This window comes from Photobacterium chitinilyticum (assembly GCF_004104355.1).
GTDB lineage: Bacteria > Pseudomonadota > Gammaproteobacteria > Enterobacterales > Vibrionaceae > Photobacterium > Photobacterium chitinilyticum.
The window spans coordinates 1-20,382 of record NZ_RJLM01000010.1 but is presented as its reverse complement, the minus strand read 5'-3'; the positions used below and the strand labels follow the sequence as shown (position 1 = coordinate 20,382).

At 49.0% G+C, this 20,382-nt stretch carries 18 protein-coding genes and 1 pseudogene; 1 reads left to right on the top strand and 18 read right to left on the bottom strand.

Going from position 1 to position 20,382, the window contains the following annotated elements; all coding sequences use genetic code 11:
• Positions 1 to 24: 24 nt before the first annotated feature.
• From EDI28_RS19190 to csrD, 17 genes are all read right to left on the bottom strand, one after another.
• On the bottom strand, positions 25 to 3,651 hold the full coding sequence (locus tag EDI28_RS19190) for a polymer-forming cytoskeletal protein (RefSeq protein ID WP_128785505.1): 3,627 nt from the start codon (positions 3,649 to 3,651) through the stop codon (positions 25 to 27).
• On the bottom strand, positions 3,651 to 4,088 hold the full coding sequence (locus EDI28_RS19185; RefSeq protein WP_128785504.1) for a hypothetical protein: 438 nt from the start codon (positions 4,086 to 4,088) through the stop codon (positions 3,651 to 3,653). The genes EDI28_RS19190 and EDI28_RS19185 overlap by 1 nt, the downstream gene beginning before the upstream one ends.
• Complete coding sequence (locus EDI28_RS19180; RefSeq protein ID WP_128785503.1) at positions 4,078 to 4,824, bottom strand: PilW family protein; 747 nt, start codon at positions 4,822 to 4,824, stop codon at positions 4,078 to 4,080. Before EDI28_RS19180 ends, EDI28_RS19185 begins: the two co-directional genes overlap by 11 nt.
• Positions 4,824 to 5,546, bottom strand: a complete 723-nt coding sequence (locus tag EDI28_RS19175) for a type IV pilus modification PilV family protein (RefSeq protein ID WP_128785502.1) — start codon at positions 5,544 to 5,546, stop codon at positions 4,824 to 4,826. The genes EDI28_RS19180 and EDI28_RS19175 overlap by 1 nt, the downstream gene beginning before the upstream one ends.
• Positions 5,533 to 6,054: a prepilin-type N-terminal cleavage/methylation domain-containing protein gene (locus EDI28_RS19170; RefSeq protein WP_128785501.1), complete on the bottom strand. Its 522-nt coding sequence runs from the start codon at positions 6,052 to 6,054 to the stop codon at positions 5,533 to 5,535. The genes EDI28_RS19175 and EDI28_RS19170 overlap by 14 nt, the downstream gene beginning before the upstream one ends.
• Before the next feature lie 94 nt (positions 6,055 to 6,148).
• Complete coding sequence (locus tag EDI28_RS19165) at positions 6,149 to 6,667, bottom strand: type II secretion system protein (protein WP_128785500.1); 519 nt, start codon at positions 6,665 to 6,667, stop codon at positions 6,149 to 6,151.
• Positions 6,668 to 6,680: 13 nt separating this feature from the next.
• Complete coding sequence (locus EDI28_RS19160) at positions 6,681 to 7,271, bottom strand: prepilin-type N-terminal cleavage/methylation domain-containing protein (RefSeq protein WP_199287467.1); 591 nt, start codon at positions 7,269 to 7,271, stop codon at positions 6,681 to 6,683.
• Between the two features lie 16 nt (positions 7,272 to 7,287).
• The gene (locus tag EDI28_RS19155; protein ID WP_128785498.1) at positions 7,288 to 7,779 is read right to left on the bottom strand and encodes a hypothetical protein; all 492 of its coding nucleotides are present in this window, start codon (positions 7,777 to 7,779) and stop codon (positions 7,288 to 7,290) included.
• The gene (locus EDI28_RS19150) at positions 7,760 to 8,980 is read right to left on the bottom strand and encodes a type II secretion system F family protein (protein WP_128785497.1); all 1,221 of its coding nucleotides are present in this window, start codon (positions 8,978 to 8,980) and stop codon (positions 7,760 to 7,762) included. The genes EDI28_RS19155 and EDI28_RS19150 overlap by 20 nt, the downstream gene beginning before the upstream one ends.
• Positions 8,981 to 9,003: 23 nt before the next feature.
• Positions 9,004 to 10,749, bottom strand: a complete 1,746-nt coding sequence (locus EDI28_RS19145) for a GspE/PulE family protein (RefSeq protein ID WP_128785496.1) — start codon at positions 10,747 to 10,749, stop codon at positions 9,004 to 9,006.
• A gap of 4 nt (positions 10,750 to 10,753) precedes the next feature.
• Entirely contained in the window at positions 10,754 to 11,953 is a 1,200-nt protein-coding gene (locus EDI28_RS19140; protein ID WP_128785495.1) for a tetratricopeptide repeat protein, read from the bottom strand.
• Between the two features lie 2 nt (positions 11,954 to 11,955).
• Positions 11,956 to 12,798: an ExeA family protein gene (locus tag EDI28_RS19135; RefSeq protein ID WP_128785494.1), complete on the bottom strand. Its 843-nt coding sequence runs from the start codon at positions 12,796 to 12,798 to the stop codon at positions 11,956 to 11,958.
• A gap of 3 nt (positions 12,799 to 12,801) precedes the next feature.
• Positions 12,802 to 14,475, bottom strand: a complete 1,674-nt coding sequence (gene mshL / locus EDI28_RS19130) for a pilus (MSHA type) biogenesis protein MshL (protein WP_128785493.1) — start codon at positions 14,473 to 14,475, stop codon at positions 12,802 to 12,804.
• 18 nt (positions 14,476 to 14,493) lie between these two features.
• Positions 14,494 to 14,820 carry an MSHA biogenesis protein MshK gene (locus tag EDI28_RS19125; RefSeq protein WP_199287466.1) on the bottom strand — a complete coding sequence of 109 codons (327 nt, stop codon included), beginning with the start codon at positions 14,818 to 14,820 and terminating at the stop codon, positions 14,494 to 14,496.
• On the bottom strand, positions 14,813 to 15,448 hold the full coding sequence (locus tag EDI28_RS19120; protein WP_128785492.1) for an MSHA biogenesis protein MshJ: 636 nt from the start codon (positions 15,446 to 15,448) through the stop codon (positions 14,813 to 14,815). Before EDI28_RS19120 ends, EDI28_RS19125 begins: the two co-directional genes overlap by 8 nt.
• A complete protein-coding gene (locus tag EDI28_RS19115) occupies positions 15,445 to 16,959 on the bottom strand; it encodes a PilN domain-containing protein (RefSeq protein ID WP_128785491.1) in 1,515 nt (504 codons plus the stop codon). The genes EDI28_RS19120 and EDI28_RS19115 overlap by 4 nt, the downstream gene beginning before the upstream one ends.
• A 129-nt stretch (positions 16,960 to 17,088) precedes the next feature.
• A complete protein-coding gene (csrD, locus tag EDI28_RS19110; protein WP_128785490.1) occupies positions 17,089 to 19,056 on the bottom strand; it encodes an RNase E specificity factor CsrD in 1,968 nt (655 codons plus the stop codon).
• Positions 19,057 to 19,320: 264 nt separating this feature from the next.
• Between csrD and EDI28_RS19105 the strand changes: the two genes are divergently transcribed.
• A complete protein-coding gene (locus EDI28_RS19105) occupies positions 19,321 to 20,202 on the top strand; it encodes a LysR family transcriptional regulator (protein WP_128785489.1) in 882 nt (293 codons plus the stop codon).
• Between the two features lie 98 nt (positions 20,203 to 20,300).
• Here the strand turns inward: EDI28_RS19105 and EDI28_RS19100 are convergent.
• A pseudogene (locus EDI28_RS19100) lies at positions 20,301 to 20,382 on the bottom strand (IS200/IS605 family transposase); the annotation flags it as partial.

Genomic DNA, 20,382 nt, shown 5'->3' with positions numbered 1-20,382 from the left:
ACCTGCCACAGATCCGCATTTTATTTAGTTGAGCAGCTGATTCATACCTTTTTCACCACGATAAATGATGCGATCGTTGCCGCGATAGACACCGAAGGTAACAACGGCAGACGGGCTTTCATCACCAAACTTGCGCCAGTTGAACTGAAGCCAAGGTTGATTGGAGTGGCTGCCGACGCAGATCCCCTCTTTTATGTCTACTGGTATACCCGACGTTAATCGCTGCCAGAACCGAGCTTGCTCACGATAATTTACTTTAGAATGAGGTACCGCGACAAACTCTCCAGAGCTCGTCTCTCCGGCAGAAACGGTACCGTCACCTTCGGTTCTGGACTCACTGTTTTTGACAGCTGAATCTGACTGGGCGATAACTTGCTGACAGTAATTGCCCCCGGCAAATACTGAGAGCCTGTCATCGGAATTCATAACGAATCGGCTACCGTCCCAATATTCGACACGAAGAGGTATGGCAATCTTGCTATCGGCACGCCCCCCCACATCCTCCATCATCATACGCCCATAGCGAATATCAGCTCTGTCGACATAGGCCCCCACAGCATTTTGATTATTTTCAGTCTCCGACAAAATAAAATCAACACCATCAGCAAATTTACTGACTTTGACCCTGAAATCGAGAGCCTGATAAGGCCCATCCGCCTTTGTGGCCTTGGAGCAACTGTTTGCATCGTCAAACGAGCAGGTAAAGCTCGTATCTATCAGCCGTGATATCGTCAGTCTGGGCGCATTGCCAGCCGTAGCATCAAAAACCCGCCCGCTTTGCTGGGAGACCGAGCTCTGGGCGACATTGCTCCAGCCCTGCCAAGCTAAATTCGCCTTACACTCTTTGGTATCACAAATATGAAGCCTTGCCAGATCAAAGGCCTTATACTGATTCTCCACAAGGCTGCCTAGCCATAAGCCAAAATCAGCCTGTAACGACGAGGCAAATAGGTGGTAGTTACCGACAGGCGCTGAGGCATTCATTGCCTTGACTGTAAACTTACCGGTAAATGGCTGTTCCATATAAGAGAACGAGCCATTGGCCGGAATAATGCCTTCGCTTCCGCCCGCTTTAACAAACACGGCAAAATGATCCGGGTAAAAACGGCCGACAGGTCGTTGACCCATATTAATATCCATATTCAGATATTTGGCCTGTGTATCAGCCTGCAACCAGATACTGCCTACCTCACTCCAACTGGCAGAAAATGCCTTATCTTTTATCTGTGCATGAGATAACTCTGTACTCGTCAGGCTTCCTGTTATTGCGCCCGCTTCATCAGGCGAATGGGGGTTGACCCCGTAACCGCTAGGAATACTCAAGGCTACCGTTGCTGCAGGGGCACCGGCTGCATAAAAATTATAAGTAATGGTACGATCGCACATCCCGGAACTATCAACAGCAGCTGTAGCATTCTGATTCGCATCAATACCGCCGTTGCCATCACTTTCAATCCAGACTACAGGCCTGACTTTCACACCGAATGGCTCATCGGCAGCAACAAAGCGGTGACCTTGCTCAGACGTGCCTGAGGCATCTTGAATAGATTTTGCGGTTCCATCGTTACACAGCGCAAAGGTATATGGCCGTGTCGCAACCGACAGCTCCCCCTCTAAGCGCTCCCAGTTCTTCAAAGAGGTCTCAGTAGACTTCATCAAGCGGGCTATCGGCTCTACATCGCATTTTTTATTGGTACAATTAGGATCATAGAACGTCAGTTTGGTTATTCCCGCATCGGCATATTTCAGAACCGAGCGAGCCCGGGCAGTTTCTGTATTGTCTGAGTTTCTTTCTACTTTGAACTCAAATTTACCCTCACCAGATTGCCAGTTTCCGTCTTTGTCTTTCAGTAAGATACTGGCGGCTTTGGTTCCAGACGAAATGTTAGGCTTTGTATACGCGGTTTCAAGCCTGAGTGTTCTGATACCGGTATAACCGTTAGCCACAGAATCATCAACCTTATCGTCTGCACATGCCTTGGCAACAATCGAGATATCCTGGGGTTTATTCGCTACAGTTTTGAGTTCATTCTGCTGAATTTCCAGCTTAAAGGGCACAAACTGGAAATTCCCCGTCTTCGGATCGGCCATACCTGTCGTCAACTTTCCTGTCACGTCTATCGAGCCGATATAATCACTTTTCAACCAGAGCTTCACTTTACCGCCGCTGACATCAAAAGAAGTATTATTGCCCGTAATATCACGCTTGGTATTTCCCCCCCCAGTCTCGCTGAAGTACCAAAATGCCTTTCCAGACGGGAACGTATCTTCAGCAGAGATAATGACCTTGCCACTATAATCTGCAACCAATGATTTCGTGTTCTTATCTTTTACTTGAAACTCAACGGGCAGGCGCTCGCACACAAGCTGCAAGTCTTCGTCGGGAATTAGGTCTAACAGATATTCTTCTTCCGGAGGCGGATCAAAACACTGGCTATCGCCAATAATTTGAGCCGTATTACTCATCTGTAGCTGACAGGCCGTTACCGCCCCGATCAAGGTTGTCGCATTAGACAGGGCGACTGGCCCCTGAGAATAAATCCTGCCGTTAAACTGTCCGGATACATTAATGTTGACCGCATAATCAACATTAACCTGAGGGGGGCCACTGGGGTAATTAGCTGGAAGCGGACATGCCTCTCCTGAATTATAAGCAAAGATAGTCAAATTATCGGTAGGGCTTAAGGTATTCACTGCCCCGCCAATATTTAAATTATCCTTAACATGCAACGTCACCTGGCCATCAATAGTCAGCTCCCCCCGAATATCAGCAGCGTCGACCCAGTACTCGCCGGAAGGCAGCGTTAAGTTTCCACGAGGCTCGATCGTTAAACCGTATGTCCAACTCCGTACGGCTTGATAGGAGGTACCGGGACTTGCTGTTTCATTAGCAGTAATAACGGTGTTTTCCAGTTGCTTAGAGGCTCCTGAATTATCCCAGCTCAGTGCTTTTTTCTGCGCTACCTTACCGTTGAGCTGGCAACTGTTACCATCACACAGGCCAAGGAGGGGGGTTTGCGGCGGATGATAATCGGAAGGATAACCATTGATTATTTGGTTTGAGAAACCAATCTGATAGTTATCAGCCTTCGCTATCTTGCTGTAACGATCCATTGTTATCAGGTTATTCGTGTTTCCTTGCCAACTCTGTACAGGCCCTGGAAATAGCTCACAATGGCTAGGCTCAGGTAGAGGCTCAATTGTGCCGTTACAATTTAATATTTCCGTACTCTGCCCGGAAACATAAACATTGTTACTTAAACCGGAAATATTTACCGATTTTTTTTCCATCGCGAGTCCCCATCGATTAGGGTTTAAATCCCAGCGATAAAAATAGTATTTCAGCGTTCCGGGTGATTTCTTTCCCTTACCGGGAGTGTAATGCAGCCAAATATCATAATTTTGGCCCTTAACTGTCCAGCGATAATCACTATCATTGATTATCGCGACATCACCGGGAATATTTGACCACAATATTTTTTTTCTACCGTTCTGTCCGGTCAAAATAACCCGTTCTTGATGTTGAACATCAGTAAGACGAAAAACGACATCAAAGCCTTTATTGACCTGTAAACGGCCACAAGAGGCGTGAACAGACAGACTGAAAAATAATACCTCCACACAGAAAGCCAACCAAAAAATATTTTTCATCACTTCAAATCCTTTGCCCAGGTTTCCTGAATCCGAGTGGTTGCAAATTTCCCGCTACCACAGGTCGCGCTGCTTTCTAGCTGGTATTTATAAGAGGTGGGAGTTCCGGAGCCATACTTATGTCGGGTACAAACGACCTTAACTTCCTTGCACTGAAATAAGCTGGCATTGACCGTGTACGTTTTGGAGTCGCTGCTCTTCCCTTCTGAACACGCATCAGGAGCAGAGGCTTTCTGCCCCAGAGGAAACAACTTGCTCAGCACATACTCATTGCCCGAGTGCGCCGCAAACCATGCCCGAGTCGCAAACACTTCCCGCGAGGTCATATCCTGCCCGGACCAATCAATCCGGATCATTGCCGCCGCAAAGGCCGCCATCACGGTAATAATAAAAACCGAGACAATCAATGCACTGCCACGTTGCTTGCTATAGAACATTGATCACCTGCACCGTGTGGTTGTAGTTGAAGGCTTCGCCGGTACTGCCTTCAACAGCATCTCCACCGGTATAGCCTTTTTCGATAGTCAACGATATGTGCACCATGCCGTTATTCTGCAGGCCTGCACCTTCAGCCACAAACTCGACAGTCTTTACATCCTCGGCAATTCGGTTCCCCTGACGAGTCAGCAGACTTCCAGCCAAGCAGTATTCGACTTTATCGCCATAGATATAAGCCCGCTGGGCCGGTGACGAATACAACAGCGCCGCGCCTGCATTCACGGTCAGCTCACCTTGCTCTGCGCCCTCAGTCACAGAACGAATAGGGTTACGCTTTGCGTCATACTCTGCGGGCGAAGGCAAACCGACAGCCAAAACAAGATCAGCTTTGGTATCAATCGCTTTCCAGTCGTTAACAGAACCCACCGCCGGGATGACACTGATCATATTTGTCTCAGGACTTCCTTGGTAAAAACCAGAATACCGAACCGGATAGAACGACAGGCAAGCTCCCTCATTAGAGGTCGATACGCTATTGGGCGCAGCATGGCGAATTTCCCGGGTTATTTTTTCCAGAGCAAAGCGCGCAACCGCCTGTGCACGGTCACGATTGACGGTATCGACATAACCCTGTGCCCCCAGCTGTAAATAACTGCCTATTGCCAATGAAATAATGCCAAGGATCACCAAGGCCATCACCATTTCAATCAGTGTAAAACCTTTCTGCCGCCACATCAGTAATTGCTCCTGTAGGCAACAAAGTCATACTTGCCATAGCGGCCCGTATCGACCTCGATATCAATGCGTTTATGCTGATTCGGAAAAGCATCATTCGGGTAGGCGGTGTTTAAAGACTTATCGTAGCTAACCGCAATCTTTACCGTCATGTTTAGATAACGGTCATTCTTTCCCTTATTCTCCGCCAGCAGGTTTTCAATGAATCCACGCCATGGATATTGGTTACTGCTATATCGCTTGCCACACAGAGATAACTCCCCCCAGCAACCGTGAAAGTCGTCTACATCATCGGCAGCAGACACCATCAGCCCCCAACCAAGTCTATTTCCATTCACTGGATCGACATACTCAAAATACTCTTTGCTTGTGCCGTCATCCTGTTGTTCATCTCTGGGCCAACTGCCCGACGTTTCAGGCTGAGTGCACGCCTGAGCCCCCGTCTCTCCGCAGCGCACTACACTATCGCCGAAGGGATCAGAGCTTTCATCAAACTTGCGCGACAAGACTTCGTTGAGGAATGCATTGCTAATTGCCGCAGCGCGGGCCTGGTAATAAGGCGTTGCCGAACGCTCAACCTGAGGAAACAAGAAACTGGTGAGGGTTATCATCGCAATGCCTAAAATCACGATGGTGATAATACCTTCAATCAAGGTAAAGCCTGCTTGTTTTGCGCCTTGTGTCGCACCCGAGCTTGCATGCAGAGACTTAGCAGCCGGCATAGATGTACCCTTCTTGATTGATACACATCGTGGTTTGTTCATTGGTGCCAGAACGGAAGGTGATCTTACAACCTGAACGACTGCGACAGGCACTTACCCGTTTTTCATTCTCACCCGTACCGGTAAAATAAAAAGGCTGACCCAGCATATCAAAATACAGATTTTCGACAGCGAGACCTTCGGCGGATAGCCTCAGGTTATTATCTGCAGCCGTTAGCGCAGGCGGCATTCCCGGCAGAACGTTATCACAGCGCGGACTTCCCAAATAGCCCGAAGATACCTGCAAGGAATAACAGGAGGCATTGGCATCATTGGCAGAGGTAACTAGGTGGTTCATTGACAGGATTTGAACCTGTCTTGCAATGGAGATCGCTTGGTCACGATTCAGGTGGGCATCGAAGCTGCTTCTGCCTATCATTTTAGAGGTCGCTGTGGCACCTAGTATTCCAACGAGAATAATCACAACCACCAGCTCAACCAATGTAAAACCTTGCTGGCGATTTTTCATTCGATCCCTACCAGAATTAACTTTGACTATTTTCCGAGCCGCTTTAATAAAGAAAGCAGTTCGGAAAATAGGGCTCAGACGAGCCCTATTTAAATTAATTACAACCAGTCGTTACGATAGTTGTTTTAGCCGCTTTATCAGCAGTAGAACCTGTTGCTTCGCTGTATTTGACATAACATTTGGTTGCTATAACGTTGGCATAATTTAGAGTGCTAGGTTTCTTACTTGTCAGTGTAAATGCACCATTGCTTGTCGCAGTCGGGCCTGTTCCTTCAGTACCAAAAGCCATCACCCAATCGTCAGAATCCAGACCAGTTACAGCAAGCTTAATTCCATCGGTAGCAGCAGTCGGATACCCATAATGCGTTTTAATACCTTCCACTACAGCAGCAGGAGTATCGCTTTTCTTTCCTGAATCCTTGCCTGTTAACGCAGCTTTACCAAATACGATTGATGCACCACCATCGATACCACCTTTCAGGCCCTGTAGCGATGCGATACGCGCATCATCCTGGAAGTTCATAAACTTAGGTGCAGCGGTTACCGCCAGAATACCCAAAATTACAATCACAACTACTAGTTCAATTAGCGTAAAACCGCCCTGACGTTTCATAACTCACTCCTATTTATTTCAAATTGACTTCGACGCGGCCTAAAGCCGGCTTATACGTAAATGAATGTCCGGCCTCAACGTCAGTTGAGCCCGCTCCATTCGTTCCGGCCGAAGCCAGTTGGTAATAACGACAAAGCTTTGCTGAATTATCAGTACCGGCTTTAACGTAAAACAAATAATTCCCACTCACCGCATCACGACTGCTAGTTGTTGCCAGCGGCGGGTTCTGTAACAAATTCTCTAGCAACGCCTGGCAGTCTGTTGCATTGATAGCACCGACATCAGAGGTACCATTTTTCAATGCATAGGGGTAACCATCACGGACACTTTTATCTGTTGTTGCCTTGGTCAGCAAAAAGTCGGTGCCATCGTAGTCCACCTGATATTGGCCACTGCTATCGACAGGACGGCCATTGGCTTCCCACTGGGCACGAGCAGACAAAACTGCAGTAGCAAAACCACCAGCGACGCCTTCAATCGAGGCTTTCTTGGCTTCATCGGTTACCTGTAGAAAACGAGGCAGTGCTGTTGCCGCCAGCAGGCCGACAACAATAATCACAATAACGAGCTCTACAAGGGAAAAACCGCGTTGATTTTTCATTATGATACTTCTCTGTTCGTCATAAGAATGACGCTTGACCCGTCAAAAAGCCGTTAATGTGTATTGTCTCATTTTTATAAAATAATTCCAGCCAATTACCGTCACTTACTTGGTAATAACAGGAATTATATCGAGCTGATCTCATTTCTTTTTTTGAGTCAAAACGAAGGTACGATACAGCCCCGCTTCTTGATGCCAATAAATCCCATATTTTTCGACAGTCAGTACCTTTATCATTAAATACGACAGGCCAACCACGAGCAGTAAATTCAACATTCATTCCCGCAATATCTAACTGCGCAGGCTTGTCTTGAAGCTCCCACTGCTGGCGTAGCGTTGAGGCACTTTTGTAAAAGGTTTGCTTCAAAACATTGAGCCTGGTGTGCTCGGCTTCTTCCTTGATTTCGATCCCTTGCACCAACATGCTGGTGACAATAAAAGAAACACCACAAAACCAAATAAAATATTGGAGGCGTTTTTTTTGTTGTTGGTTAAACGCCTCTAGCCACATCGAGCAGACTCCACATCGGCAAGAAGATCCCCAGAGCCAAGAGCAGAACCATGATTGCCACGATAAGTAACAACAGCGGCTCTATTCGTGCCGTCAGGGTCTTCAGATCATAATCGACCTCCCGGTCATAAAAATCGGAGACTTCGAGCAATAGGTTATCAACCTGACCAGTTTCTTCACCCACGGCTATCATCTGCAACACCAGTGGTGTGAACACCCCAGACAGGCTGGCAGTACTGGCAATCGTATTGCCACCCTCGATGCCATTTTTCATCTCTATCAGGCGGTTTTCCAGAAAGCGGTTTCCCAAGGCTTCGGCGGCCATCTGGATCGCCTGATTTAAAGGCACGCCGGCACGGATCATCAGGGAAAATGTACGCGAGAAACGCGATAGCTGTGCCCGGTTAACAATATCGCCGACAACTGGCACTTTTAGCCGCCATCGGTCCCACTTTTCATGACCTGCCGGCGTCTGTCGCCACATTCGGATCCCGATCCAACTTGCGACCAACGCCCCTAGCAGCAGTGGCCAGTAGTTGACAAAAAAGTTAGAGCTGGCGATCAGAATCCGTGTCGGTAGCGGTAAGTCGACCCCGAAACGGCTGAACATGGCGGTGAACTGCGGGATCACCTTAACGTTCAGTACCACCATCGCCAGCAAGATTGCCGATATCACGAACGTCGGATAACGCATCGCCGACTTGATCCGGCGCCGAGTTTCCATTTCCTGCTCAAAATAGTTCGCCAGCTGCAACAATGATTCATCCAGCCGACCGGTATTTTCGCCGACATGGATCATCGATACATACAATTCAGAAAACACCCGAGGGTGTTGCTTCATCGCCACCGAAAGCGGACGGCCATTGGTAAGCTCATCGGATACGGCATCTAGCGATTCTTTCATCAATGGATGGGCCGAGCTCTGACTCAGCCCTTTTATTGCCCTCAACAAAGGCACGCCGGCCTTAGTCAGGCTATAGAGCTGGCGACAGAAAATCACCAGCACTTCCAGAGGAATACGACTTTTGAATAAAGACTGGAGATCCAACCCCTGCCCTTGCGCTTTCCCCTGACGAATTTCCAACGGGATGATGCCTTGCCTTATCAGAAGATCGGCTGCCGCATCCTGGCTTGCGGCTTCAATTTGCCCGCGCTTTAAGCCACCTTGGTTATCACGCCCGCGATAGTTGAATATCGGCATACAAACTCACTCCTACCGCGCAATTACAGCACTTGGCCATCATTGAAATTATCGATATTAAAATCAGCGGTATTCAATTCACCGTCACCCAGCAGCAAGACTTCCTCGAGGCTAGTGCGCCCCTCAAGGGCCAGATCCATCGCTGACTCAATCAGGGGCTTGTAACCCTTGGCATTACGGGCAATTTGACTAAACAAGACTGCATCATTGGCACGCAATGCATCCATCATTGGTTGATCCAATTCAAGCAGTTCGAATACCCCTATTCGTCCTTTATAGCCAGTAAAATTGCAACTCTGGCAGCCTCTTCCTTGGCGGTAATTGTTGTGTAAATGCTTCGGGAAACGCGCCTTCAGCCATTGCTGTTTGGCCCCATCAAGCTCGTCACTTTCGCCGCAATCGTTACATACCCGGCGAACCAGTCGTTGCGCCAGTACAGCTCGTACCGCACTGGCAACCAGATAGCCCGGCGCTTCCATATCCATCATCCGTAGTGCACTGTCGATAGCATCATTAGTGTGCAGGGTAGACAGAACCAAATGGCCAGTCAGTGCCGAACGCAGGCCAATTTCGACCGTTTCCTTATCTCGCATCTCACCCACCAGAATAATGTCGGGGTCCTGACGCAGGAACGTTCGCAGGATAGATGAGAATGTCAGACCAATCTTGCTATTTACCTGCACCTGATTGACTCGGGGCAGACGGTATTCCACCGGGTCTTCTGCCGTGATCAGCTTTTTACCCGGTTTGTTCAGTTCACTGAGTGCACCATACAAGGTGGTCGTTTTTCCGGATCCTGTCGGGCCGGTCACCAGGATCATTCCATGGGGTCGTTTAAGCTGACGACGAAAACGCGGCAACAGATCACCGGGCATACCGATCTCTTCCAGACTCAGGATACCTGCCGACTGATCAAGCAATCGCATCACGACAGATTCACCATGCTGGACCGGCATTGTTGATACGCGGACATCAACCGAATGACCGCGCACCTTAACGTTAAAGCGGCCATCTTGTGGTAGGCGCTTCTCTGAAATATCCAGCCCACTCATTAGCTTCAGACGAAGTACCAACGCCGCCGATACACTGGCCTCATTGAGTAAAGTCTCATGCAGTACACCATCGATACGCTGGCGAATACGCAGCACATCGCTATCCGGCTCGATGTGGATATCGGAAGCGCCAACTTGGATTGCATCTTCAAACAAGGAGTTGATCAGCTTAACAACTGTCACTTCATCGTTATCCGAATCATCAAAGCCAAAACTATAGTCCGAGCCACTCTGGTGCTCGGCCTGCAGCTGTTCGGCGAACGAAACGATTTCCTGCGTCCGTCGGTAATAACGGTCAAAAGCGGCGATCAACTGACGCTCTGGTGCAATAACCAATTCGACACGATACTGGGCCAACTGATCGTAAACGGCTTCCTGCGCTGCCAAGTCAGCCGGATCGCTCATCGCGACACGAACAGTATCCCCCCGAGCCCCGATAACCAGAGCACGCAGGCGGCGGGCATGAACCTCAGACAACAACGGTACCGAATCGATATCCACCGACACCCGAGTAAGATCCACCAGCGGAATATCAAGTTGACGGGACAAAAAAGAGAGCATCTGCTGCTCACTCAAAAAGCCCATGCTGATCAAGGTATCTCCCAACTTACGGCCGGTCGTCTGCTGTTTACCCAACGCCTGCTCAAGCTGATCCTGTTTAACAATCCCTTCTTCTACCAGCAAGTCACCAAGACGCTTTCTTAATCTGATTTGCATCCGCTTAGCCCTCCCGAGCCTCAAGCAGCGCCAGGCGCTGTTGGATAAACTTTTGTGACTGCTGTGAAATTCGTCCCCTTAGCAATGCCTGTTTATAGGCATCGAGGGCTTTCCCGGCCGCTTCGCTACGATCCAAGGCAATACCCAGCCCCAGCCACCAGCGGCCATCGTAAGGCTCTTCTTTAACCAGCAACTGATAGCTGCTCATTGCCAATTCGTTGTTATTGAGCTGCTGGGCCAATGCCCCGCGCATTGCCAGATAGCCACTATGTTTTTTCTCTGGCAGGCGACTCAATACATTCAGGGCAGCCTGCTGCTGAGATTCATTAACCAACAGTCTTGCCATCGTCAAACGCAAGTCAGGCTGATCACCATCAAGTACCAATCCGTCTTGCAAAGTCGCTACAGCCTTACGGTTCTCGCCCCGTCCGTAATACAACGCCGACAGCTTCTGCCTTGCCTTGACCCATTCCGGCTGGTATTTCAGAGTCTGCCTCAGGTAACCAATCGCTTTGCGGCTATCTCCTGATTTCAGGGCCTTCTGCGCTTTTTTATATTCCACATTGGCGAGCTGTCCGGCATCAAGTTCAACGGTTTCAATCATCAACCCTTCAGTCAGTTTGTCTTCTTCGTAACCGGCCGATTGAACATTGAGGTTTTCTTGTTTAGCCGTTTGCTCTGTATTCGACTTCGCCTCGTGGACCACCGCTGCTGTCTTCTTGACGTCAGGCACCGGCGGCTTCATCTCGCTTGTCACTGAAGTAATTTGCCTAGAAACAGGCTTGGCCACCACTGACTTGGTACTGGTTGGCTGTATATCAATCTTTTTGGCCGTGCTGACAACCACGGGTTGCTGCAATGTTTCTGATACAGTTTCCGGTACAGCTTTCAGTTCTGCATCGGATTCAATATCAGGCTCTGCAACCATCGCGACTGTAGCAGGGGGGAGCTCGGGGGCCGGCTTAACCGTTACCGGCTCCACACTGACAACCTCTTCTTTCGGGTTGCTGAGCTGGCTTTGAGATCCAAGCCACCACCCCATTCCCCCGGTCATCACCGCGATACATAGGCCGGCAATCATCCATCGTGGTCCATTGTTCTGCGGAACCGGTTTTACGACTGCCGCTTGCAACGGCAGAGAAGTCGATGAACGATTACTATGTTTTTGGCTCAAGGCGTTAAGCTTTTTGTTTATCTCGCTCATGCTCAATGCCATCCCCATAATACCGGGTATGTCCATTTAGGCTGACGTGCCCCTAATGTATCTTTAACTGCCATCAAAACTTCTTTACGACCTACTAATTGAGTATTGCTGCTATATGCTGCAATTAATGCTTTATGACAAAGCTGATTGATAAGGCGGGGGATCCCCTGGCTGGCTTTCCAAATCTCACGATACTGTGCCAGCTCAAACAACACGTGTTCACAACCAGCGCTGCCTAGGCGAAATTCGATATAGGAAACCGTCTCGGCAAAATCTAACGGACGCAGACAAGCTCGGAACGTGATCCGCTGCCGGAGCTGGCGCATATGATGCTGACTAAGCCTTTGATCTAACTCTGGCTGGGCCAGCAAAACAATATGCAGCAACTTCTCATGCTCTGTCTCCAGATTGCCGAGCAAGCGAAGTGCCTCCAATGCATCATCTGGCAATGCCTGTGCTTCATCGAGCAATACCACCACGGTCTTACCCACCGCTTTACGAGTGATCAGCGCGTGCTGGAGCCGCTCTGTCAAGGCTGTGTTGTCTTCCTCTGCCTGAATGGCCAGCTCCCGAGCCAGCGCGAGCCGTAACTCATGCCCATTGGCTGCAGGCGTAGGCAGGTACGCCAGCTCAAACGGCTCCGGCAACTGGTTAATCAACATTCGGCAAACCAGCGTCTTTCCTGTTCCGACCTCACCGGAGATCTGAATGATGCCTTCTCCCATTTCCAATGCCGCCAGCGTGGTCTGAATCGCTTCCAGATGTGGCGGCAATGCATGAAACAATGCCGTGTTTGGAGTCAACGAAAAAGGCAGCTCATTAAGGCCGAAATGCGACTGGTACATGACTTATCCCTCTTCAGGGAACCATTCGGCAATCAAGGCGCGAGAGCGCTCGATTTCCTTTTGCCATGTCTGCTCACCGACAACGGTTGGTTTTAGCAAGATCACCAGCTCAGTTTTAGTCTGGAGCTTATTTACATTACGGAACAAGTGACCAAGCATAGGGATGTCTCCAAGCAACGGGACTTTCGAGACCTGATCACTGGTAGCCGATTTCATCAAACCACCAATAACGACCACATCACCGGTACGGGCATGAATAACCGAGTCAGATTCACGCACCGAGCTTTTGGCCAGAGGCAATTTGTAGGTACCAAAGGTTTGACCCAGCTCGATACTCTGGATTTCCGTTTCCACATCAACCACAGCTGGGTGAACATGCAATAACACCCCGCCTTCATCATCAATTTGCGGTGTCACATCCAATGAGATACCGGAGAAAAAGGGCGTCAGTTCAATATCTGGCGAGGAGGTTCCACCATCGCTGTTCACTTCGCCACCAGAAATATCAGTAACAAAATACTGGTCTCCCCCAACCTTAATTACCGCTTTCTGGTTATTGGCTGCCGTCACACGGGGGCTGGACAGCACGTTCAGATCGCCCTGAGTATCGAGAAAGCTCAATACGGCTTCAAAATTCCCATCTTTGATCGTGACATTAGTCTGGCCGCCAAGCAGGCTAGAAATTGCATTGCCACCCGGTAGGGCCTGGATCGGATCGGTCGTCGGACGCCCAAAAATAATTTCCGTACCACCAATGGTCTTGGTAATATTGCTCCAATTAATCCCTTGCTGATAACCGTCACTCAACGTTACTTCCATGATTTTCGCCTCGAGTACCACCTGGCGCTTCAGGCGCTGCTGCGAAATCCCGAGAAACTCTTTCACTTCACGTAATTCATTGGGAAAAGCACGTACCGAGATCAGGCTGGCCTGCGGAGAAACCACAATGCTTCTTCCCTGACCGCTACCTATCATTGCCTGAACTGCTTTTTCCAGCTGCTGCCAGAAGTCGCTCTCGGACGTGGTTTCAATTGTCGTGCCACCAGTGGCCGTGCTTGTGCGGCTATTGCTATTACTCGAGTTATTGCCGCTAGTGCCATTGCTGTTACTGCTGCTATTGCCGTCGTTACTACCGGATGAGTTCGAATCACTGCTCGAAATCGAACCTGTCGTGAGTGACGTCAGCGATACACCACGGCGTTTTAGCTGCAGGTAGTCAACCGGGATCACTTCAGTACGTAATGTGGCCGGAAATATCTGGATAATGTTGCCCTTGCGCGTCGTACTATAGCCGTAGATATCCGACACGACATCAAGCACCTCACCCAACGTCACATCACGCAGGGTCAGGGAAATTCGTCCTTTGACCTCGGGGTGAAGCACCATATTGAAAGGGGTGCCTTTAACCAGGCTGCCAAAAAAAGCGCGGGCATCGACATTTCGGGCATTTACGCGAAAACGCTTTTCCATTGCCGTATTGGAAACATAATCAGCACCGTCCAACGTCGGCATCAGATCAGCACTTACGGCCGACGGCAGATCGACCAGCGGGCGGCTATTGGCTTCATTGGCCGCCTCATTCAGCGCCCCTTTGACTTCAACAGGATCACGGTGCCCCATGTTGGTTGAGCAACCAACCAAGGACGCGATCATGACCCCAACTATTAATCCACGCATGTTAACCACTTCATTCTTTTAATTTGCTTTCACAATGTCGGCAAATAACTCCAGACGCCATTTTTTACCACCACGTGTTACTGTGACATGATCATCCCGAATGTCCGCCAGGGTGTACCCGCTGACACTCTCTCCTCGTTCAACGGACACATTATTCAAAATCACCGTACAGGCATTCAACTCACTACAAATAATCCCCTGTAGCTGGGGCAACTTGGTCTTGGTCACAGTGTGCTTTTTGGCCGGAGCCTGCCAGCCAAGAGGTGCCGTAGGATCCTGACTGGCCTGCGCATTGCCTGCGAGCATTCCAAGCAAGGCAATAGCAACAAATCCTAATTTAACCACCAATGAAATCCTTACTCTCGCCCAATGTATAAACATCCAACTCAATATCAGCCCAAGGGTACTTATCAACCTGATAGCTCAAACTCCGCCAGTAATACTTAACCGGCAGCGCTTCAAGCTGTGCCAAATAACTCACCACATCAAAATAACGCCCGCGCAACGTCAGGCGAACCGGATGAATGTAATACCCTTCATCTTTACCGTTGATTAGCTGTACCGGTGACTGCGATTCCAACGACACCAACTTCAGACGCTCTGAGCGCTGAAGTACCTGCTCCATCAACCCCGACATCTGTACAGGCGTCACCAGGCTGGCTACCCGTCCCTGTAGCTCTTCGTCAAGTACCGAGTTTTCCTGCTCCAGCCTGTCAATTCTTTGCTCGATATCTTGGTTGGGATTGGCCTGTAATTTTCGTTCAATCATAATGATCTGATTGACGCTGCTGGTTATTTCATTAGCGACAGAAACAACTTGCTGCTTAACAGATGTCAACGTCTTGATTTGCGGCTCAATAAACATCACAAAGCCGACAAATAACAATGCGATCCAACCTGACAGCAAAATCATCCACTGCTCACGGCGAGTCAGCAAATCAAAGCGCTCGCTTAATCTCTGCCAGCCATTCATTGTTTATCCTCTCTCGCAGACAGCACTGGCTTCTCTGTTATTGCCGAACCACGCTCGGCCAACAGCTTAAATGTCACGACATTTTGCTTGTTTCGTCCCAATGACATCAGTTGAAAATTGCGATCAGACAATTCAGAGTAGTCTTTAAATGCCTGAAGCCAACTCGGCACAGAATCTGGCATCCGGGCCAAACCTTCCAGGTCCAGCAACTTACCTGTCACCCTAATACGGTTGACGGAAATATTTCCACTTGCCGCATCCGATAATTGCTGTAGTAAACCGGCGTAGCCAACTTGCAAGCTGTCATCATGCATTTCTATTGCTTTCAGCGTGGCCTGCTTGGCCGCCAGATGTTTTTCAAGCTCACCGGCCAACTCCACCTTCAATGGACTTGGTATATGTTTGGCCAAAGCCGTTTTAGCTCGGTCGAGTTCTGATTGCTTGCTATCCAAACGGCTTTTTTCTGCCACCAACTGTTGCTGCTGTTGATAAGTATGCCAACTATACCAGCCAGCCATCGAAACCATCACCACGGCGGCCAGTACCCAGCTAAGCACCACATTTTGCAATGTTAGCAATTGAGCCTGTGGCTTAAGGGTATCGCTATATAGATTGATGCCAACCCCTTCGGGCTCCGCCAGCGCAGCTTGGGCGATTCGGGCGGCATTTGTTGTCAGCGCCGGATGTGGCGGCGTTATTGCCACGACAGCAACACTCAGGCGCTGGCTCAGCTCTGCCGCTAAAGCACTATCGTCATCATCGTCACACGAGACCAGTAATTGTGTAATAGGAGCATCACGTAACTGTGCACTAAGGAAATCCAGTGAACGCTGCAATTCAAGAGCAAGGCCATCCAGCTGCAGGCTATTGCCGATCTCTCCCGCCGTTTTCTCGTCAAGCAAAGGAGACGGGAAGCCACGCAGCTGACGCTGAAAGCACATTTCCCTTTGTTTGAAAGCTGTGAGCTGCAAACTTGCATTACGACGACAGTGCAATACCAACTGACTAAGAGAAGGTGCGGTTAATTGACCCCATACCACCTCCTCGGCAGAAATAGTCATCACTTCGCAACCCGCATCGCTACAAATTTGGATCAGTTGCTCGACCTGAGATCGGTTAGTAACAAAAACCTGCAAGCGATCTTTTAGCGGAGCCGGAAAACCATCTGCAACCAGTTCAAGCGGTGACTCATTGACCAAGTCTTTAACCAGAAAAGGCAGGGCCGTCGAGTATTCCTCACGAGGCAGCTCCGGCTTCTCGATTAGCATACTCTGATATAAACCATGGCCGAGCACCAAGCGTAAAGCACAGCCATCCAACTGATGCTTAGTAAGCAAAGAGGTTATTGCCGTAGCCCACTCACCAACAGTCGAAGTTGCAATACTTTCTGTTATCCATTCCTGCCCTGATTCATGAGCAACTGTGATGGAATCAGCAAAAATGGCTAGGCAGGCCTGTTTATTGCGGCTTTTCTTTTTAAAGTACCGACTAAGCAAAGATTTAGATTTCATTAAACTCCAACACTGCTCACAAAATATACATATTTTGCTACGGACAAGCGCTAATAACTAGCAGTCGTCAATAATTTGACCATTATAACGAGCTTTTATTGATAACATAGTATTATTTACTGCCAGCCGTTATCGCCTAAACAACGTTTTTCCCATCTTGTTTATTTCTTTTGGGTCATTTTTAACAGAGACTTCTGCGGCAAAGAAACGTCCCTGCCCACCTTGCACACCGAGCAGCTTCAGTACTCGCCATTCCTTTTCATTTTCCACACCGACAGCGATGACCTGTGCATTTGAGTTTGCACATGCGCCCAGCATACTTCTGACAAAAAGCTGGTTTTCCTGCCGTTGGTCAATTTCACGAACCAGTCCGCGGTGCAGCTTTATATAATCAGCCTTTATATCCTTGATATAGTGGGTACTAACAATGGTTCGGCCTGCCTGGTCTACCACCAGCTTACAACCAAGACCCACCAACATTCGTACCACGGGCCGCATTGCATCAAGGTGTTTGACCAATCCGCTTTCCGCAATCTCAAACGACAGACGATTTAATACCGTACGAGGCGTTTGCAGCAGCTCATCGCGAAGCCAGCGGACGAAGTCTTTTTCCAATAATGCTTCGACACTGACATTGACCGACAGGGAGTCACTCACCGGGCGGCTTTTCAAGAGCTGAAGTGCCTGGCTAATGACCTGCCTGTCCATCCGGGCGCTAAATCCGACCTGCTCTACTGCAGTTAAAAAGCGTGATGCTTTAATTAATACGCCATTTTCATCCTGGATCCGCGCCAGCAGCTCACGGTGAATAATCGTTTTGTCATCCAGCGCTAAGACCGGCTGCTGATATAAAATCGGCCCGCCACTGTTAAACACGGCATCCAGCAAAGTACGCCAACGAACACTGCCGCGAGCATCTTCGTATTGCTGTTCTTTCTGGAAGGCATACCAGCTGTTGGTGCCCTGAAGCTGCGCACTGCGCAAAGCCATATCGGCTTCATCCATAACCCGGCCGCGACGCTCACCGCTAGAACAGAATGTCACCCCGATATGGCACCAGTTATCCTGCTGCAATGGCGGTACCGGAACCAGCCTCTCTAGTGCCTTTAATAGCTGATTGGTAAATAGCTTGATCTCTTTTGTCGACTGCTGAGACAGCAGAATTGCAAACTCGGCGTCAAAATAGCGTGATAGGACGGTATCGGGATAACGCTGGATCTGATTAGACAAAATCATGCCGACATCCTGAATCAGCTCATCGGCAACCTCTTTGCCTTTTTCGGTCAATAACTCATCCCAGTCAGAGATCCGGATCAGGATCACGGCACCGTGCGTCTCCTGATCCTGCACCATCGATTGCAGTCGGCTATCAAAAAGTACCCTGTTTGCCGCTCCGGTTAATTGGTCAAGAAAAGTATGGGTACGAATAAAGGTATCAAACCGACTCCGTTCCTGACGGGCATCTTTTAGCTCGGCAATCATCTGGTCCAATGCAAGGCTGGCCGTAGCCGGCCACTCTTGCTCATCCCCTACCGCATTGTCGTCTACCTTTCCGGCGAGGATCAACCGTCCGCGGTGCTCCAGCAGTTCCGAACCATAGAGTTGCTGACGCAGCCAGTTCACGCCCCGCACCAGCCCCATAATAATGATCACAATGGCAAGGCTTATCGATGACATGGCGCCGATGGAATACGTAAATTCCGTATACGGCGGTATTGATTTTAAATTAATAAAAAAACCCGGATTATGGTTCAGCGTATAGTGGCTTTGCTGCAAAATTGTAGGGTCATTGACAGGCTGAAGTCCTTTGAAGGTATAAATAACCCCAGCCGAGCTTCCCACCTCAAGCTCTACAACATTGCTGGCCTTCAGTAACTTGGGTAACCAACGGGATAAAGACTGCGCCCCTTGCGGATCGGCAAGCTCCACATCAATCACCTCAACGACACCGTCGATATAATGAGTCAGATAGTCCTGTCCCAACTTTCGAAAACTGACAGCACCGCCGATAAAAATAACGAAGATGGCACAAATAACGATGAGCGTAACAAAGGCAACCAGACGGTTGGTTAGCTTCATCCCAGAGGCTTTTCTCATAAGGATCCAATTCTAGCTAAATAAATGACGTCCCAAATGACCCACCACCGAGTCAATCCAAGCAATTAAGCACAAGTATAATGAGCAAAGTATCACTCCCACGGCTGCAGTGTTAGTGTTCAGGTCGACAATTTAAAAAATTGTTAATGAATACCAAACAGACCAACCTGCCAATGCTTTTCACTGTCGATTGTTCAGATCATCGTCCAGTTTGTTATCATCAGCTTACCGGTTTCAGTAACAGCCCGCGGATATTACAAATATATGGATTGGATAACGTGTACCACCAGCTTTGTCACGGTTGTCGATCAAGGGTCTCTGGCCCAGGCAGCAACGAAGCTCAATACTTCAAGTTCAGCCCTGTCGAAACGCCTTTCATGGCTGGAAAAACAGCTCGGGGTTCAGTTATTAAAGCGGACAACCCGCAGCCTGACAGTGACAGATGCCGGTAAGCTATTTTATCAGCGTAGTGCCCGCCTACTGGAAGACTGGCACCAGATGCTAGCCGAAACAACCTCTACCTATGGCGAGGTCAGCGGCATACTACGGATCGGGGCACCGTTGGCAACCGGCAGCCGTTTGCTCGTTCACTACCTCGCTGAATTTATTGAAACCTACCCCAATATTCAGGTAGAGCTGCATACGATAACACCGGGTCAACTTCCTGATCTCAATCTGGATGTGTTTATTAGCCGGGAGCTAACCGACTTCAACTCCTCCAGCTATATTGCGACTCGGTTATTTAACTTCCAACCCAGTTTTTATGCTTCTCCCGGTTATCTGGAAGATAAGTCACAAATAGAAACTCCAGAGCAACTGACTCAGCACAATTGCCTACTATTTGGAACGCATGGTCATGAACAAGAGCATGTTTTTGAAAACAACCTGCGCTTGCGGTTGCGAGGCAATTTCACCACCCAAAACCCCGAGGCCCTGGTCGCCGCAGCAGTTGCCGGAATGGGCATCATCTTAACCGGAGAGAAAATGGTTAAGAGAGAGCTAGGCAAGGGCCTACTCGTCCCGGTTCTGCCTGAGCTGAAACAGCCAGTCAGCTCAGCCTACGCTTATTACCCCAAGCTTGACTACAACCATGTTAAAACCAAGCTATTTATTGATTTTATTAAGGAAAAATCCAACTCGGCATAACAGTTCTAGTATCAATGAACTAAAGCACAGACAGTAAAAATCCGCCTTCTAAGAAGGCGGCTTTACATTCACCCCCTAGAAGGGGGCATTCCACGCTATCAGTTTTTCAACAACTCAAGCTGATTCTCATACTCAAGCTCTTCTTTGTCCTGATGTCGTACATATCTACGAATTATTGCC

What these genes read in the sequence shown, in the direction of transcription:
- EDI28_RS19190 (WP_128785505.1), bottom strand. Translation starts at nt 3,651, where the DNA reads ATGAAAAATATTTTTTGGTTGGCTTTCTGTGTGGAGGTATTATTTTTC.
- EDI28_RS19165 (WP_128785500.1), bottom strand. Translation starts at nt 6,667, where the DNA reads ATGAAACGTCAGGGCGGTTTTACGCTAATTGAACTAGTAGTTGTGATT.
- EDI28_RS19170 (WP_128785501.1), bottom strand. Translation starts at nt 6,054, where the DNA reads ATGAAAAATCGCCAGCAAGGTTTTACATTGGTTGAGCTGGTGGTTGTG.
- EDI28_RS19135 (WP_128785494.1), bottom strand. Translation starts at nt 12,798, where the DNA reads ATGTACCAGTCGCATTTCGGCCTTAATGAGCTGCCTTTTTCGTTGACT.
- EDI28_RS19185 (WP_128785504.1), bottom strand. Translation starts at nt 4,088, where the DNA reads ATGTTCTATAGCAAGCAACGTGGCAGTGCATTGATTGTCTCGGTTTTT.
- mshL (WP_128785493.1), bottom strand. Translation starts at nt 14,475, where the DNA reads ATGCGTGGATTAATAGTTGGGGTCATGATCGCGTCCTTGGTTGGTTGC.
- EDI28_RS19105 (WP_128785489.1), top strand. Translation starts at nt 19,321, where the DNA reads ATGGATTGGATAACGTGTACCACCAGCTTTGTCACGGTTGTCGATCAA.
- EDI28_RS19150 (WP_128785497.1), bottom strand. Translation starts at nt 8,980, where the DNA reads ATGCCGATATTCAACTATCGCGGGCGTGATAACCAAGGTGGCTTAAAG.
- EDI28_RS19115 (WP_128785491.1), bottom strand. Translation starts at nt 16,959, where the DNA reads ATGAAATCTAAATCTTTGCTTAGTCGGTACTTTAAAAAGAAAAGCCGC.
- EDI28_RS19180 (WP_128785503.1), bottom strand. Translation starts at nt 4,824, where the DNA reads ATGTGGCGGCAGAAAGGTTTTACACTGATTGAAATGGTGATGGCCTTG.
- EDI28_RS19120 (WP_128785492.1), bottom strand. Translation starts at nt 15,448, where the DNA reads ATGAATGGCTGGCAGAGATTAAGCGAGCGCTTTGATTTGCTGACTCGC.
- EDI28_RS19175 (WP_128785502.1), bottom strand. Translation starts at nt 5,546, where the DNA reads ATGCCGGCTGCTAAGTCTCTGCATGCAAGCTCGGGTGCGACACAAGGC.
- EDI28_RS19145 (WP_128785496.1), bottom strand. Translation starts at nt 10,749, where the DNA reads ATGCAAATCAGATTAAGAAAGCGTCTTGGTGACTTGCTGGTAGAAGAA.
- EDI28_RS19155 (WP_128785498.1), bottom strand. Translation starts at nt 7,779, where the DNA reads ATGTGGCTAGAGGCGTTTAACCAACAACAAAAAAAACGCCTCCAATAT.
- EDI28_RS19140 (WP_128785495.1), bottom strand. Translation starts at nt 11,953, where the DNA reads ATGAGCGAGATAAACAAAAAGCTTAACGCCTTGAGCCAAAAACATAGT.
- csrD (WP_128785490.1), bottom strand. Translation starts at nt 19,056, where the DNA reads ATGAGAAAAGCCTCTGGGATGAAGCTAACCAACCGTCTGGTTGCCTTT.